We start from the raw sequence: 16,516 nt of genomic DNA on the forward strand, positions 1-16,516 counted from the left end.
TCGCTGGCGAGGGAGGGGGGGCGAGGACGGTCGTCACCACGTCGGATGCGGCCGACGGGTCCCAGGCGCGTTCCTCCATCGCCGTTACCAGGGCGAGCGCCGTCGCTTCGGCGGCGTCGACCGCGCCGCGGGCCGCCCGGTCGTCCTCGACGAGCCCGAGGGCCTCCCGCAGCCCCGGCAGGGTGACGCGCCCCCCCCACATCTGCCGGGCCCGCAGCATCGCGAGCACCAGGTTGATCCGCGCCCCGCCGGTCGGCGCTTCGCCGAGCACGTGCAGGCCGTCGCGGATCTGCGCGTCCTTCACCTCGCACAGCCACCCGTCGACGTGCAGCAGGAAGTCGTCGAACTCGGCGTCGTGCGGTCGGTCGGCCAGTCCCAGGTCGTGATCGAGCCGGGCGGCCTGGATCAGCGTCCAGATCTGCGCCCGGATGGCCGGCAGCTTCGCCGGATCCATGGCGGCGATGGTGGCGTGCTCGTCGAGCAGCTGTTCCAGGCGGGCCAGGTCGCCGTAGCTCTCCGCGCGGGCCATCGGCGGAACCAGGTGATCGACCAGGGTCGCGTGCGCCCGACGCTTCGCCTGCGTGCCCTCGCCTGGGTCGTTGACGAGGAACGGGTAGATCAACGGCAGGTTGCCGATCGCCGCGTCGGTCGGACAGGACGCGGACATGCCCACGGTCTTGCCGGGCAGCCACTCCAGCGTCCCGTGCTTGCCCAGATGGACGACGGCGTGCGCGCCGAAGCCGCCGAACCCGCCGGGGCCGCCGGAATCGCTGGAGCCGTCGGCGAGCCACCAGTAGGCGGCGAGGTAGTGGTGGCTCGGCGGCAGGTCGGGGTCGTGGTAGATGGCGACGGGGTTCTCCCCGAAGCCGCGTGGCGGCTGGACCAGCAGCACGATGTTGCCGGCCTGCAGCGCGGCGAGCACGATCTCCCCGTCCGGATTCGCGGACCGGTCGACGTACAGCTCGCCGGGCGCAGGCCCCCAATGCCGTTCGACGCTCTCCCGCAGGTCGGCGGGCAGGGTGTCGAACCACGCCCGGTACCGCGCCGCGCTGATCCGGACCGGGTTGCCGGCGAGCTGCTCCTCGGTCAGCCAGGCCGGATCCTGCCCGCCCGCGGCGATGATCGCGTGGATCAGGGCGTCACCGTCCTCGGCCGCGACCCCCGGCAGCGCGTCCGGGCCGTCGTCGGGCCCGATGTCGTATCCGGCCGCGCGCATCGCCCGCAGCAGGCGCACGGCGCTCGCCGGGGTGTCGAGGCCCACCGCGTTGCCGATCCGGGAGTGCTTCGTCGGGTAGGCCGAGAGCATGAGCGCCACTCGGCGTTCGGCCGGTGGGACGCGCCGCAGCCGGCCGTGCGCGACGGCGATGCCGGCCACCCGGCCGGCGCGTTCGGTGTCGGCGACGTAGCTTGTCAGCCCGTCCGCGTCGATCTCCTTGAAGGAGAACGGCACGGTGATCAGGCGCCCGTCGAACTCGGGGATCGCCACCTGTGTCGCCGCGTCCAGCGGGGACAGCCCGTCGTCCGACTCCGCCCAGGTCGCCCGGCCGCTGGTCAGGCACAGTCCCTGCAGGATCGGGATGTCCAGCGCGGCCAGCGCGCCGACGTCCCACGCCTCGTCGTCGCCTCCGGCGGAGGAGTGCGCCGGCTGGCTGCCGCCCGCGGCGAGCACGGTGACGATCAGCGCATCCGCCCGCCCGAGGGTGGCGAGCAGCTCGGGTTCGGCGGCGCGCAGCGACGCGCAGTACACCGGCAGCGGATCCCCGCCGGCCCACTCGACCGCGGCACAGAGCGCGTCGACGAACGCGATGTTCCCGGCGACGTGGTGCGCGCGGTAGTACAGGACACCGATGACCGGCCGCACCGCGACCGGCCGCACCGCGTTCCCCGCGAGGACGTCCGGGACGTCCCGGGTGGCTGAGGCGTCCGGGGTGGCTGAGGCGTCCGCGGCCCGGTCGAGCACCCCCCAGGCCGGGATGGTCACCGGCGGGGCGAATCCGGTACCGGACAGCAGCAGGGTGTCAGCGAGGAATCGGTGCAGCTCGCCGAGGTTGGCCGGACCGCCCTGGGCGAGGTAGGCGTGTGCCTCGGCGCAGATGCCGCCGGGCACGGTGGAGACGGCCATGAGCTCCGCGTCCGGGGTCCGTTCGCCACCGAGCACGACCACCGGGCGCGGGCCGGCGAGCAGCGTGTCGAGCCCCTCCTCCCAGGTCCGCCGGCCGCCGAGGATGCGCACCACGACCACATCGGCACCGCTGGTCAGCGCCGGGAGACCGGCGACGGAGAGCCGGGCCGGGTTGGCGAGGCGGTAGCGGGCTCCGCTCGCCCGCGCGGAGAGCAGGTCGGTGTCGGAGGTCGACAGCAGCAGGACGACCGCGTCGATCTCCGTCTCCCCGGCTCCCGGCGTCTCCCCGGCTTCGCGGGTGACCGTGGCCAATGGGTCGTCGGAAGGGTCGTCGGAAGGGTCGTCGGAAGGGTCGTTGGACGGATCGGTGGGAGGAATCTGCACAGGCGACATGGTGATGCCTTTCCCGGGGGTCCATGCCCCGCGTCGGTGGCCGTGCCTGGGGCGCACTCCCCGGTGACGGTGCCGGGACCGCACCGGATCCGCATCGGGCTTCCTCGCCGTTCGCCGCTCGTGGCCCCGTCACGATCGCAGAGAGGCGGGAGGTGTTGTCAAGCACTCGGCTGTCGTCGTGACAAAGAAACGATCAACCGGCATCGCCCGAGTCCGGCACGTATGCTCCGCCGGTGCCCACCAGTCCGCGGGAGCGTGTCCGCGACGCCTGCCCTGGTGTGCTGACGACGCATCCGGCCGCGGACGGCGCGCTCGCGCGGCTGCGGCTGCCCGGCGGCCGGCTGACCGCCGCCGCGGCGAAGACCCTCGCCGGCTGCGCGCGGGAGTTCGCCGATGGCCACCTTGAGCTCACCTCCCGGGCTAACGTGCAGCTACGCGGCCTGGCTAACGGCTTGGCCGACGGTACGGCTGAGGAGCTCGCCGCCCGGGTGAGCGCGGTCGGCCTGCTGCCCTCGACGACGCACGAGCGGGTCCGCAACATCGTGGGCTCGCCGCTGTCCGGACGTGGCGAGGCCGGGTGCCGGGACATCGCGCCGGTCGTCGCCGAACTGGACCGCCGGCTGTGCGCGGATCCGGCTCTCGCCGCGCTGCCCGGCCGGGTGCTGTTCGCCGTCGACGACGGCAGCGGGGACCTGGCCGGGCTGCCCGCGGACCTCGCGCTGCGCGCCCTGCCCTCCGGGGAGATGTTGCTGGCCGTCGCGGGCGCGACCCGCGCGCTGCGGTTGCCCGTCCACGTCGCCGTACCCGCGCTCCTCGCCGCGGCGCGGGCCTTCATCGAGGCCCGCGCGGCGGTGGGCACCGCCGCGACGGCCTGGCGGATCGCCGAGTTGCCGGGTGGACCGGGTGGACAGGACGACTTGCTCGCGGCTGCCGCGGCCGAGGCCGGCGCCGTTGGGATCGTCCAGGCTACTGGAATTGCTCAGGCCGTTGGGAGCGCCACCGTTGGGAGCGCCACCGTTCGGGCCGGCGCGTGGCCCGGTCCGCATCCGCAGCGTGATGGCCGCCGGGCGTTGACCGTGCTCGTCCCCCTGGGGCGGCTGAGCGCCGACCAGCTCGACCTGCTCGCCGCGGCAGCCGGTGTCGGTGGCGGAGCGGGCGGTGTCGGCGGAGCGGGCGGTGCCGGCGGTGGTGAGGGTGTCGGCGGAGCGGGCGGCGCCGAAGACGGCGTCCTGGTTGTGACTCCGTGGCGGTCCGTCGTGCTCCGCGATCTCGACCCGGCCGAGGCTACCCGCTGGTCGAGGGCGGCGGCGGACGCGGGCCTGGTTGTCGATCCGGCATCATCCTGGGTCGGCGTGACGAGCTGTGCCGGTCGGCCGGGATGCGCCCGGGCGCTGGCGGATGTCCGCCGCGACGCGGCGGTGTCCGTGCGGATCCGAGCTGGCGACCCGTCGACGCCGACGCACCTGGCCGGGAGGCCGCGAGCCCTCCGGCCCGTCCCGGTTGGCCCGGCCCTCGCGCCGGTGCACTGGTCGGGCTGCGAGCGGCGCTGCGGGCAAGCGGGAGGACAGGTGGTGGAGGTTGTGGCGACCGGGCCCGGCTACCGGGTCCGTCGGACGGGCCTCGGGGCCGCCGCCGCCTCCGTCGGAGCGGACGGCGGCGAGGCGACGGTCGTGTCGTCGAGCCCCGGCGACGGCCACCGTGACCTGGCCGCGGCCGTCAGGTCGGCGAGGAGTCTGGCATGAACGGCGTATCAGACATGAGCGGTATGCAACGTTACGACTACGTCCGTGACGGCGCGGAGATCTACCGCCGGTCGTTCGCGACGATCCGGGCCGAGGCGCGTCTCGACCGGCTGCCCGGTGACGTCGCCCGGGTTGCGGTCCGCATGATCCACTCTTGTGGAATGGTGGATCTCGTTGACGATCTCGCTTTCACCCCCGGCGTGGTCGCGGCGGCGCGCGCGGCGTTGCTGGACGGCGCCCCGGTGCTCTGCGACGCGCAGATGGTGGCGGCCGGCGTGACCCGCCGTCGGTTGCCCGCCGCGAACGAGATTCTCTGCCTGCTCGGTGATCCCCGGGTGCCGCAGCTCGCCGAGCGGCTGGGCACCACCCGTAGCGCCGCGGCGGTGGATCTGTGGGCGGATCGGCTCGCCGGCTCCGTGGTGGCGGTCGGGAACGCTCCGACAGCGCTGTTCCGCCTGCTGGAACTCGTCGCGGCCGGAGCTGGGCGACCGGCGGCGGTGGTCGGCGTGCCCGTCGGGTTCATCGGCGCCGCGGAGTCCAAGCAGGCCCTCGTGGATGATCCGGCCCGGTTGGAGCATCTCGTCGTGCACGGTCGGCGGGGCGGCAGCGCGATGGCGGTCGCCGCGGTCAACGCGATCGCGAGCGAGGAGGATTAATGGTGCCGTCGAAGGGCCGGCTGTGGGGAGTCGGGGTTGGACCGGGGGATCCCGAGCTCGTCACCCTCAAGGCGGCCCGCCTGATCCGTGACGTCGACGTGATCGCCTACCACAGCGCCCGGCACGGCCGCAGCATCGCCCGGTCGGTCGCCGCGAGCCAGTTGCGCGGTGACCAGATCGAGGAGGCGCTGGTCTACCCGGTCACCACCGAGACGATCTCCCACCCCGGCGGCTACCGTGGCGCGATCGACGAGTTCTACGAGGACTGCGCCAAGCGGCTGGCCGTCCACCTCGACGCCGGCCGGGACGTCGTGGTCCTCAGCGAGGGTGACCCGTTCTTCTACGGCTCGTTCATCCACCTGCACCGGCGCCTCGCCGACCGGTACCCGACCGAGGTCGTGCCGGGGGTAACGTCCCTGTCGGCGGGGTGCGCGGTGCTCGGCCGGCCGCTGGTCGAGGGCAACGAGGTCCTCACCGTGCTGCCGGGCACGCTGCCGCCGGCGGCCCTCGCCGAGCGTATCGCCGGCACGGACACCGCAGTCGTGCTCAAGATGGGGCGGACCTTCCCGGGGGTCCGGGACGCCTTCACCGCCGCGGGACGCCTCGCGGACACCTGGTACGTGGAACGGGCCACCACCTCCGGCCAGCGCATCGCCCCGCTCGGTGCGGTAGACCCGGCCACGGTGCCGTACTTCTCGCTCGCGGTACTGCCGAGCCGGGTCCGGGGGCCGGACGATCCGGCGCCGCTGCGCGCGTCGCAGGCGGACTGGGTACTGACGGCGCCCACCGTTGGTACGGCTGGCACCGTCGGTACCGACGGCACGCCCGGCGCGGGGGAGGTCGTCGTGGTGGGCCTCGGACCGGGCGCCGCGGGCTGGTTGACGCCGCAGGCCGCCGAGGCGCTGGCCGCCGCCGACGACCTCATCGGCTACGGCCCCTACCTCGACCGGGTGCCGGTCGATCCACGCCAGCGCCGGCACGCCTCGGGGAACACCGTCGAGGCCGAGCGCGCCGAGCTCGCCCTCGAACTGGCGGCCGGCGGCGCGAACGTCGCCGTGGTCTCCTCCGGTGATCCCGGGGTCTTCGCGATGGCCACGGCCGTCGTCGAGGCCGCGGCGGCGGAGCGGTTCGCGGACGTCGAGGTGCGGGTCGTGCCCGGGCTGACCGCCGCGCAGGCGGTGGCGAGCCGGGTCGGGGCGCCACTCGGTCACGACTTCTGCGTGCTGTCGCTGTCCGACCGACTCAAGCCGTGGGAGGTCATCGAGCGGCGGCTGCGGGCGGCAGCCGCGGGCGACTTCGTCCTGGCGCTGTACAACCCGGCTTCCCGCACCCGTCGCCATCAGTTGGAGCGGGCCCACGAGGTGCTGCTCGAACACCGCCCCCCGGGCACGGTGGTGGTCATCGGCCGGGATGTCGGCGGTCCTGCCGAGAGCATCACCGTGACGAGCCTCGGCGCGTTCGACCCGGCCGAGGTCGACATGCGCTGCCTGCTGCTCATCGGCTCGTCGACGACCCGGGTGGTGCACCGCGGCCCCGGCCGGGACCTCGTGTTCACCCCACGTCGTTACCCGGTCACCTAGCCCCGGTCATCTAGGCCCTGGTGGTGCGACCCAGGCCACGGCGGCGTCGACATCGTCGACCGCGGTCACCCCGGGTGGCAGCGGCGGGCGGTCGACTATGACGACCGGCAGACCGAGGTCCCGGGCTGCGGCGAGCTTCGCGGCGGTCATCGTCCCGCCGCTGTTCTTGGTCACGAGGACGTCGACGCGGTGCCGGCGCAGCAGGGCGGTCTCCCCGGCGACGTCGAACGGTCCACGATCGAGGATGACGGTCAGCCGTGGCGGTACCGGGCCGGTCGGCGGTTCGACCGATCGGGCCAGGAACCAGGGCCGGTGCAGGCCGGCGAACAGGGCGAGGTCGGTTCGCCCGGTGGTCAGGAACACCCGTGGGGCCGGATCGGAATGCGGGCGCGGCCCGGGTGGGACGAACCGGTCGAGCAGAGCGACCGCGTCGGCCAGCGACGGGACCCGGCGCCAGTCGTCGCCGGGCTGCTCGCGCCAGCTCGGCCGGCGCAGGACGAGCAGCGGAACGCCGGTGGCGTGCGCGGCCTGTGCGGCATGCATGGTCATCGTCGCGGCGAACGGGTGGGTCGCGTCGACCACCGCATCGATCCGTTCGGCCCGCAGGTAGTCGGCCAGGCCCGCCGCCCCGCCGAAGCCGCCGATCCGGATCCGGCAGGACGGTGGCAGCGCAGGCTCGCGGACCCGACCGGCCAACGAGTAGACGATCTCGATGCGTTCCGTGCCGGCGGGATCCGGGGAGCCGAGCGTGGTCGCCAGGCGGCGCGCCTCCCCGGTTCCGCCGAGCAGCAGCACACGGCATGCCCCGGTCACCGAGCCTCGGGGGCGCCCGGTCACCGAGCCCGAGGGAGGGGATCCGGGCCACGCGGCGCGGCGTTTGCCTGGGAAACCGGGGAGGCCGGGGGAACGGACGACACGCATCCGTCCGGTCCGAAGCGTTCCCGGGAGTACAGGTAGCTGTCCCGGAAACCCTCCGCGGCCAGGGCGCTACCCACGATGATCACGGCCGTCCTGGTGAGCCCCGCGGCCCGCGCCCGACCGGCGATGTCGGCGAGCGTGCCGCGCAGCACGATCTCGTCGGCCCGGCTGGCCCAGGCGACGACGGCTGCCGGGCAGTCCGTACCGTAGTTCGGCACGAGCTCGGCGACGAGCGTCTCGATACGGTGCACGGCCAGGTGCAGCACGAGGGTCGCCCCCGACCGGCCGAGGGCGGCGAGGTCCTCGCCGGGCGGCATGGGACTGGACAGCACGGCCGTGCGGGTCAGCACCACGCTCTGGGCGACGCCGGGAACCGTCAGCTCCCGGCGCAGCGACGCCGCCGCCGCGGCGAAGGCAGGGACACCCGGCGTCACGTCGTAGGCGATCCCGGCCGCGTCGAGCCGGCGCATCTGCTCGGCGACGGCGCTGTAGAGCGACGGGTCGCCGGAGTGCAGGCGGGCGACGTCGTGACCGGCGGCGTCGGCCGCGACCAGCTCCGCGACAATGTCGTCCAACGGCATCCGGGCGGTGTCGACGAGACGGGCCCCGGGCGGGCAGTGCGCCAGCAGCTCGACCGGGACGAGACTGCCGGCGTACAGGCAGACCGGGCAGGACGCGATCAGGTTCCGGCCGCGGACGGTGATGAGGTCGGGGGCGCCCGGTCCGGCCCCGATGAAGTGCACGGTCACGCCGGCCCCCGCCGGTTGTCCCCGGGCAGCTGGACGTCCCCGGGCGGCTCGGCGGCGGGGGCGGCGGACGCTCGGCGCATGCTGCTGGGCACAACCGGGCATGCTAGCAGGACGCCGTCGGCGGCGAGCCCCCTCGGGGACGCTCCGGCACGGGCGTCGCCGGGCGTCGCGATCCGGCTGCTCGCGCACCGACGGGAAGCCGGACACCGCCCTCCGGAACGTCAGAGAGACCGCGGCCGCCGCGCCGCCGCCCCCTCACCGGTTGCGGCGCGGGCCGTGGCCGCGGGCCGTGACCTGCGCCGCGTCCTCGTCCCTGCCAGCGGACGCCGGCTCGGTCCGTACCGGGTCACCCGGCGACGGGTCGGTCGGCGTGCCGTCCTCGTCGGAGCCGGCCCGCGCGACGGTGGCCGGGGTGCCGGTGCACAGCGGCGGTAGGGTGGTCGACCCCCGAACCGTCGCGGGCCGGAAGATCCGTCGTTTCCGCCACACGAACAGTCCGGCCGCGATGGCTAGGACGCCGCGGCCGTTGATCGCGTAGAGCGCGATCCCGCCTTCGTACTGCAGGATCGCGGCCACCAGCGCCAGCAGGCCCAGGAGAGCCGCTGGATGGCGACATCCGCGCAGCGCGTACTCCAGTCGGGCGAGGACGAATCCTCCCAGAGCCGCGAGGGTCACCATCCACGGCGGACCGCCGATGGGCAGCAGCTCGCCGAGCTGGGTGGGCAGGCGGTCGAACGCGTTGGTGATCCCGTAGGTGGCGGACAGGCGCGTCTTGAGGGAACGCGACTCCAGGTCGGAATTCAGTTTGTCGGGATTGAGAAAACGCGGGACGGCGATGTTGACGTCGTTCCACAGGGTTACCGGGCCGATGGGCGGAGAACCGTCGCGGAGCCGTCGCAGGATTATCGACGGGTAGGAGTTCCCGTCCAGGCGGACCCCGAGGTCTCCCACTTCGCCCGGGTTTATCCCGCGTTCCGGATGGGTCAGACCGGCGGCCAGGGCCTGCAGGCGCTGCTTGGGACCCACGCTGTACCCGAATACCTGCCGGCCCGCGTCCGCGCGTGCCCCGTAGATGACGACGTAGGCCAGAACCACGAGCGCGACGACCGAGACGAGCTGCCGTCGGCGTATGGGAATCCCGACGATGGACAGTAGGTAGATCACCGCGCCCGCCGCTATCGTCACCGGCAGCCGCTGCCCCGCCAGTGTGTGCAACGTGCACTGGACGCCGAGTACCGGGAGGAATCCGCGGCCCTTCGTCCGCACGAGCACGGCGAAGCTTCCCAGGGCGAGGCCGACGACCAGGAACTGCGTCGCGAAGCCGCTGACGAGGTAGGGACTGCCGGTGACCGTCGAGGGGTCCGCGTCGCCGGACGAGGTGTTCCTGCCGACCGCTGTCACGGCCACCGCAGCCAGGGCCAGCGGAGTCAGGACCCGCCAGTCGAAGAAGTCCAAGACTTCCTCCCGGCGGAAACCGGTGGACGGCGGCGTGCGCTGGGTCGCGAAGCGATAACCGGAAGCGAACGCGAGCAGGGAGAACCCGACCAGAACGGTGTAGGCCGCGACGTCTGACTCCGTGGTCAACAGCCGGTTGTCACTGTAGGACGGCACCAGGACCTGCAGGACCTCCGTCACCCCGTGGTAGGCGATGGCGGCACCGACGAACATCAGCCCGAGACTGGACACGGCGTGCCGGCCCCGACCGCGAACCACCACGACCAAGGCGAGCCCCTGCAGCAGCAGACCCAGCGCTAGCGTGGCCGACACGCCGTACCTCCGCCCGTTGTGCCGGGTACTCTCCGGGGGAGCCCCGGTCCGATGGTGACCGGCCCGGGCGACCCGAACCGCGCTATCCTTCCCGCATGGTGAACAGGCTTGATAAATCCGTTTACAGACGATCTCTGAAGGGCCGCCGTTGCACGTCTGCTTCCGGCGTTAGGCTGAAGACCGTCGACCGGACAGCTCCGCGTGCTGCCCATGAACATCTCCGGACCGATCTCTACCGGGCCGCAGCCCAGATCTTCGTCGACCTCGTGGAGTACACCGACTTCCCACGGGCCTGAGCCGGGCCGGTGGTGGACGGGCCGGGTCACGACGCCGCGGGTGGGGGGCCTCGCGGTTGGCTCCCCGCAGCGCCAGCGTCATGCATCCTGCGCTCCGGGGGTTGCTCCGGAATGGCCGCGGCGGTGTCGGTTGTTCGGCCGGGACCTTCGAATCTGTCGGGACGTTCGAAGGGGATGGGCTCGCGTACCGGCATCGCCGCGTCCCCCCGGACGACGACGAGCCCGTCCAGTACCTCCTCCAGCAGCGGCGCCGCCGTCACGTCGACCGCGGCCGCACCGGTGATGACCGCGCAGAGGATCCATCGCGGCCCCTCGATGCCGAAGATGCGGGCGGGCAGGCGGCCGACGGCCGTGTCGAGCGGCATGCGCAGCTCGGGGCCGTAGGGCCCGTCCTCGTCGTTCCATTCCGTGTCCTCCGGTGCCGAGAGCACCAGGTCCTCGCGGATCGACGCCCACAGGCCGCCGCTGCGCGGGGCGGCGAGGACGGACAGCTCCAGGACGGATGTCCCGTCCATCGCGGCCAGGGTGGGCATCGGCCCAGAGGCCGAGACCCGGATCCGGGTGCCGTTCACCCGCGGCACCACGAGAGCTCCGAAATCCGCCCGCGCCCGGCCGTCATCGGGCGCGTCCGCCGCGTCGAACGGACCCCGGCCCACCTGGGCGCCCCCGCTCGTCGTGGCGCCGGCTTCTGTGGCGCCGGTTCCCGCAGCGCCGGCTTCCGTAGCGCCGGTTCCCGGAGCGCCGGTTCCCGTTTCGCTGGGCTTCCTCGCGCCACCGTCGCCAGTACCGGGCCCGGTGTCGGCCCCGGTACTGGCCTCGGTGTCGGCATGGTCGTCCGGCTCCGGCTGCGCCGACTTTCGGCGCCGACGGTGGATGAGTCGCCCTCCTGGCATCCTGACCACCTCCCAGACAGAAGTCTGGAGTGACTGATGGATTACTTAAGGTAGGCGCGCCGGTGGTGAGGCCGGGAGATTCCCCGGGCGGCTGGCCGGGCCGCAACGTCCTCGGATCGGCCCTGATGGAGGCACGCGACAGGTCGCGGGCGGTGTACGGCCCCCGCGATGTGCCCGAGTAAATCGCGCAACGGGATGGCCGGGCGCTGAGTTGTCCGGGACCATCGGACAGGTGTCAGTTCCACATCAGAAGGCGTCGCTGCCTAAATCCTGGATGGTCTCCGAGTCACTGAGCGGAGGAATAAAGCTCCCTTTCGTCGTCGGCCTGGACGACTCGGACACGCCCTACGACGTCGTCGACGCACTCGCCCTGGCTCCTTTCACAACCGGTGAGCAGCCCTGGGCCCGCAGTGCCCGGGTTGACCGGCTCCGGCCGGGAGCCACGCTGCTACCGTCAGGGGCGAGGGTCCTGCGCGCGGTTGTCGAGGAGTCCCGCGATTCACGTCTCGCGGTCGGCGAGGGCTGGACGGTGCGAGCCGTGCGCTGGCGCGGCGGGGGTGGTGAGGTGACCGTCACCGCGGTGAGTGAACAGCTCGCCTGGGTGGTGATCGAGGACGTGCTCCGCTCGTCCGTCGCCGAGAGCGGTGCGGACAACGCCGTCAACATGGGTTTCTGGTATCTGTCCAGTCAGCGTGGTCCGATCCGGACTAGCCGCCGGACGGCCACCACGACGTGGGCTTCGATCCGCGCCAACTACGCCTCGGCCGCCGTGGGCCCGCTCGACCGGCTCATGGCGGTTCGCCGGGACAACGTGGTCGGCCGCCTGATCCTCCTGCATGGTCCGGCGGGAACCGGGAAGACAACCGTGCTGCGGGCCCTGGCGAACGAATGGCGATCCTGGTGCCAGGTCGACTGCGTCCTGGATCCCGAGGCGCTGTTCGCCGATCCCGCCTACCTGATGGAGGTCGCGATCGGCTTCGACGACGACGACGGGGACGCGGAGGGGGAGAGCGCCGACGGCGGGGGTACCGACGGCGGGATCGTGTGGGCCGGGGATGCGGACAGCGGCGATGCCAGGTCCGGGGATGCCGGGTCGGGGGATGCCAGGTCCGGCGATGCCGGGTCGGGGGATGCCAGGTCCGGGGATGCGGACAGTCGTGGTGCTCAGGCCGCGGCGACCGACCGCATGGGCGGGCCACCCACCCACCGGTGGCGGCTGCTGGTGATCGAGGACTGCGACGACCTGATCCGAGGGGACGGCCGGGGTGCGGCCGGGCAGCAGCTCTCCCGACTGCTGAACCTCACCGATGGTTTGGTCGGGCAGGGCCGCGAGGTGCTGGTCGCCCTGACCACGAACGAGGATCTGCTGCGCATGCATCCCGCCGTTGTCCGTCCCGGTCGCTGCCTCGCCCAGATCGAGGTGGGAGCCCTGCCGCACACCGAGGCGGTGTCCTGGCTGGGCTCCGCGGAGGGGGTCCGGTCGAGCATGACGCTGGCAGAGCTGTTCGCCCTGCGGGACGGCCGCGGCCTGCCGCGGCCCACCACCCCGGACGCCCGCCACGGCATGTACCTGTGACGGCTGCGCGCCGTACTCCCGATTCCGGGCCCACCTGGCCGGGAGCAGGCCGGGTAGGCCCGCCGGCCCGGCGGCGCCGCGTCCTGCGCGGTGCCGCCGGGCGGACGGCCGAGGGGCGGGGCGCGCCGGATCACGGCGAGAAGTCCCGGTCGGACGTCACCGGTCAGGCATCGCTAAAGTTAGCCACCGGGGAGCAACCGGTGTATTTCGGATCGCCGGATCCTGGTCTCGGTCCCGGTGGTGGGTGAATGTCGGTGAAGGGGTGAAGGTCCGGCAATGGCGATGGGGATCGGCCGCCTGCCCGATGCTCCCCGCCGCCGTCTGCCTTGACGACGATGTTAGCGGTCGTTAACTTGGAAACGTTGTTTCGGGGCCCGACGTCCACCCGTGGGGGGTGACTGTGAGCGCAGTACGCGCCGGAACCATCGCCGGTCGGCGGTCCGACGAGGTCCGACGGTCCTCGGCCACGCCGGTCCTGACCAGTCGGGTCGATGCTGCGGGTGAACAGGGACGGCGCAATGCCGAGGGGCATTGGCACGCCGTGACCGATCTCCAGGAGCGGTTGGCGGTGGCGGCGGTCGGCGGGTCGGAGCAGGCGCGGTCCCGCCACGTGGCTCGCGGCAAACTCCTGCCCCGCGACCGGGTCGACGCGCTGCTCGACCGGGGGAGCCCCTTTCTGGAGCTTTCCCCGCTAGCCGCGAACGGCTTTTACGAGGATCCGGTTCCTGGGGCGGGCATCATCACCGGTATTGGCCGGATCTCGGGTCGGGAATGCGTGGTGGTCGCCAACGACGCCACGGTCAAGGGTGGCACCTACTATCCGTTGACCGTGAAGAAGCATCTGCGTGCCCAGGAGGTGGCGCTGCAGAACCGGCTGCCCTGTGTTTATCTGGTCGACTCCGGGGGGCGTTTCTTCCGCTGCAGGACCAGGTCTTCCCGGACCGGGAGCATTTCGGGCGGATCTTCTTCAACCAGGCCCGAATGTCCTCGCTGGGAATCTCCCAGATCGCGGCGGTGCTCGGTTCGTGCACGGCGGGCGGCGCGTATGTTCCCGCGATGGCCGACGAGGCGGTGATAGTCAGGAATCAGGGGACGATCTTCCTCGGTGGTCCGCCGCTCGTGGAGGCCGCGACCGGCGAGGTGGTGTCGGCCGAGGATCTCGGCGGCGGGCTGCTGCACTCCCGCACCTCCGGGGTGACCGACCACCTGGCCGAGGACGACGCCCAGGCGCTGCGGATCGTGCGCTCCATCGTCGCGGGCCTCGCGCCGCGCGGTCCGCGGCCGTGGGAGCTGGAGCCGACCGAGGCACCGGCGGTCGACCCGGCCGGGCTGTACGCCGCGGTACCGACGGACGGGCGCACCCCCTATGATGTGCGGGAGGTGATCGCGCGCATCGTCGACGGCAGCCGTTTCGCGGAGTTCAAGAAGGAGTACGGAACGACGCTGGTCACCGGGACCGCCCGCCTCCATGGCCATCCCGTGGGAATCGTCGCGAACAACGGGGTGCTCTTCGGCGAGTCGGCGCTGAAGAGCACCCATTTCATCGAACTCTGCGATCAGCGCGGTATCCCGTTGGTGTTCCTGCAGAACATCACCGGTTTCATGGTGGGTCGGGAGTACGAGGCCGGCGGCATCGCGAAGCATGGCGCGAAGATGGTCAACGCGGTCGCCTGTGCCCGGGTGCCGAAGTTCACCGTGGTGATCGGCGGTTCGTTCGGCGCGGGTAATTACTCGATGTGCGGTCGGGCATTCTCGCCCCGTTTTCTGTGGATGTGGCCGAATGCCTGCGTCTCGGTGATGGGCGGGGAGCAGGCGGCGGCGGTGCTGGCGACCGTGCGCCGGGACCAGATGGAAGCCGCGGGGGTCGCCTGGAGCGAGGCCGACGAGGCCGCCTTCCGGGCGCCGATCCTGAATCGGTACGCGGAGCAGGGCAGCCCGTACTATTCGACCGCTCGGCTGTGGGACGACGGTGTCATCGATCCGGCCGACACCCGTATGGTGCTGGGCCTGGGCCTGTCGGTGGCGGCGAACGCTCCGCTGGAACCGGTGGGCTACGGCGTCTTCCGGATGTGAGGGGGACATCCTGACGTGCGGAAACATCCGATGTGAGGAAACCAATCGTGAGGATCAAGGGTGTCCACGGCTGATCTGTCCGCCACGAATCACGCAGGCGGCGGCACCGGTCACGGTCCGGATGGCCATTTCACGCCGGCCCGGTCGGCGGGCGTCGTGCCGCCGAGGGCGCCGGGAGCGTCGGGCTTGACGTTTTCGTCGGTGCTCGTCGCGAACCGGGGTGAAATCGCCGTCCGGGTGATCCGCACACTGCGCGATCTCGGTATCCGGTCCATCGCCGTCTACTCAGACCCCGACGCTGGGGCGCGGCACGTCCGGGAGGCGGATGTCGCGGTGCGGCTGGGCCCGGCGCCCGCGAAGGAGAGCTACCTCAGCATCGAGGCCGTGCTGGAGGCGGCGAGGGTGTCCGGGGCGGAGGCCGTCCATCCCGGTTACGGCTTCCTCGCCGAGAACGCGGCCTTCGTACAGGCCTGTGAGACGGCCGGAGTGCTCTTCATCGGACCGTCGCTCGCCGCGGTGCAGGTGATGGGCAACAAGATCACCGCGCGGCGGACGGTGGCCGAGGTGGGGGTGCCGGGCCGGTCGGCGCCGGGCATGAGCGATGCCGCGATCGCCGAGGCCGCCGGTCAGATCGGCTATCCGGTGCTGCTCAAACCCTCGGCGGGGGGTGGTGGCAAGGGGATGCGCATCGTCCGCGAGCCCGCCCGGCTGCCGGAGGCGATCGCGTCGGCCCGCCGGGAGGCCGCCGCCGGCTTCGGGGATGACACCCTGTACGTGGAGCGGTTCATCACCCGCCCCCGCCACATCGAGGTCCAGATCCTCGCCGACGAGCACGGCAGCGTGCTCCACCTGGGTGAGCGGGAGTGCAGCCTGCAACGGCGCCACCAGAAGATTGTTGAAGAGGCGCCGGCGCCGGCGCTCGACGCGCGGACCAGGGAGCGGCTCGGGGCGGCGGCGGTCGCTGTCGCCAGCGCCGTCGGCTACGTCGGAGCGGGCACGGTCGAGTTCATCCTGTCCGCCGACGCGCCGGACGAGTTCTACTTCATGGAGATGAACACCCGGCTCCAGGTCGAGCATCCGGTCACCGAGCTGGTGACGGGGGTGGACCTGGTCGCCGAGCAGATCCGGATCGCGGCCGGGGAGCCGTTGCGCTTCGGTCAGGCCGACATCCGCCTGACCGGGCACGCGGTGGAGGCGCGGATCTACGCCGAGGACCCCGGGCGGGGATTCCTGCCGACCGGCGGTCGGGTACTGGCTTTCCGGGAACCGGCCGGGCCGGCCATCCGCGTTGACGCCGGCATCGGGGCCGGGGACATCGTGAGCACCACGTACGATCCTATGCTGGCCAAGGTGATCGCCTGGGGTGCGGACCGCGCCGCCGCGATCGCCCGTCTCGACACCGCGCTCGCCGGCACGGTCCTGCTCGGAGTGACGACCAACATCGGCTTCCTGCGCTCGCTGCTCGCCCATCCGGACGTCGTCGCCGGGCGGCTCGACACCGGTCTCGTCGAACGTGATCTCGCCGCCCTCACCCCGGGAGACCTGCCCGGCGAGGCGCTCCTCGGCTACGCCCTGGCCAGGCTGCTGGCATTGCAACCGACCGGTCCGGTGGTCGACCCGTGGGACATCCCCTCCGGCTGGCGGCCCGGTGAGCCCGCATGGCTGACCTGGGACGTCGCCCTGCCCGGTGGGGCAGTACCGTCCGGCGGCCCCGACGGCGCCGGATCTGGCGGCAGCGCGTCACCCGAGAT

10 protein-coding genes and 1 pseudogene are annotated in these 16,516 nt (G+C 72.6%); 6 read left to right on the forward strand and 5 right to left on the reverse strand.

Going from position 1 to position 16,516, the window contains the following annotated elements:
• Nucleotides 1–2,515 (reverse strand): cobaltochelatase subunit CobN (locus AC08OJ_RS11905; protein ID WP_476595751.1); only part of this gene is annotated, 2,515 nt, incomplete at its 3' end.
• A gap of 233 nt (nucleotides 2,516–2,748) precedes the next feature.
• On the opposite strand from AC08OJ_RS11905, the gene AC08OJ_RS11910 reads away from it, so the two are divergent.
• Genes AC08OJ_RS11910 through AC08OJ_RS11920 form a run of 3 tightly spaced genes read left to right on the forward strand, consistent with a single transcriptional unit; the run spans nucleotide 2,749 to nucleotide 6,493 of the window.
• Nucleotides 2,749–4,257, forward strand: a complete 1,509-nt coding sequence (locus AC08OJ_RS11910; protein WP_476595752.1) for a nitrite reductase — start codon at nucleotides 2,749–2,751, stop codon at nucleotides 4,255–4,257.
• The gene (locus AC08OJ_RS11915) at nucleotides 4,254–4,913 is read left to right on the forward strand and encodes a precorrin-8X methylmutase (protein WP_476592875.1); all 660 of its coding nucleotides are present in this window, start codon (nucleotides 4,254–4,256) and stop codon (nucleotides 4,911–4,913) included. Before AC08OJ_RS11910 ends, AC08OJ_RS11915 begins: the two co-directional genes overlap by 4 nt.
• On the forward strand, nucleotides 4,913–6,493 hold the full coding sequence (locus AC08OJ_RS11920; protein ID WP_476592874.1) for a precorrin-2 C(20)-methyltransferase: 1,581 nt from the start codon (nucleotides 4,913–4,915) through the stop codon (nucleotides 6,491–6,493). The genes AC08OJ_RS11915 and AC08OJ_RS11920 overlap by 1 nt, the downstream gene beginning before the upstream one ends.
• A gap of 6 nt (nucleotides 6,494–6,499) precedes the next feature.
• On the opposite strand, the gene AC08OJ_RS11925 is transcribed toward AC08OJ_RS11920, so the two are convergent.
• From AC08OJ_RS11925 to AC08OJ_RS11940, 4 genes are all read right to left on the reverse strand, one after another.
• Nucleotides 6,500–7,306, reverse strand: a complete 807-nt coding sequence (locus AC08OJ_RS11925; protein ID WP_476595753.1) for a cobalt-precorrin-6A reductase — start codon at nucleotides 7,304–7,306, stop codon at nucleotides 6,500–6,502.
• A gap of 20 nt (nucleotides 7,307–7,326) precedes the next feature.
• Nucleotides 7,327–8,160: a precorrin-4 C(11)-methyltransferase gene (gene cobM / locus AC08OJ_RS11930; RefSeq protein ID WP_476595754.1), complete on the reverse strand. Its 834-nt coding sequence runs from the start codon at nucleotides 8,158–8,160 to the stop codon at nucleotides 7,327–7,329.
• Between the two features lie 255 nt (nucleotides 8,161–8,415).
• Complete coding sequence (locus AC08OJ_RS11935; protein WP_476595755.1) at nucleotides 8,416–9,927, reverse strand: hypothetical protein; 1,512 nt, start codon at nucleotides 9,925–9,927, stop codon at nucleotides 8,416–8,418.
• Between the two features lie 322 nt (nucleotides 9,928–10,249).
• Nucleotides 10,250–11,116 carry a DUF3710 domain-containing protein gene (locus AC08OJ_RS11940; RefSeq protein WP_476595756.1) on the reverse strand — a complete coding sequence of 289 codons (867 nt, stop codon included), beginning with the start codon at nucleotides 11,114–11,116 and terminating at the stop codon, nucleotides 10,250–10,252.
• Between the two features lie 232 nt (nucleotides 11,117–11,348).
• On the opposite strand from AC08OJ_RS11940, the gene AC08OJ_RS11945 reads away from it, so the two are divergent.
• The 3 genes and pseudogenes from AC08OJ_RS11945 to AC08OJ_RS11955 form a co-directional block, all read left to right on the forward strand.
• Nucleotides 11,349–12,692 carry a DUF5925 domain-containing protein gene (locus AC08OJ_RS11945; RefSeq protein WP_476595757.1) on the forward strand — a complete coding sequence of 448 codons (1,344 nt, stop codon included), beginning with the start codon at nucleotides 11,349–11,351 and terminating at the stop codon, nucleotides 12,690–12,692.
• 424 nt (nucleotides 12,693–13,116) lie between these two features.
• Nucleotides 13,117–14,765 (forward strand): annotated as a pseudogene (locus AC08OJ_RS11950) (carboxyl transferase domain-containing protein).
• Between the two features lie 186 nt (nucleotides 14,766–14,951).
• The coding region (locus AC08OJ_RS11955) for an acetyl-CoA carboxylase biotin carboxylase subunit (RefSeq protein WP_476595758.1) at nucleotides 14,952–16,516 on the forward strand (1,565 nt) is incomplete at its 3' end.

This window comes from Frankia sp. CgKIO3, from assembly GCF_977946435.1.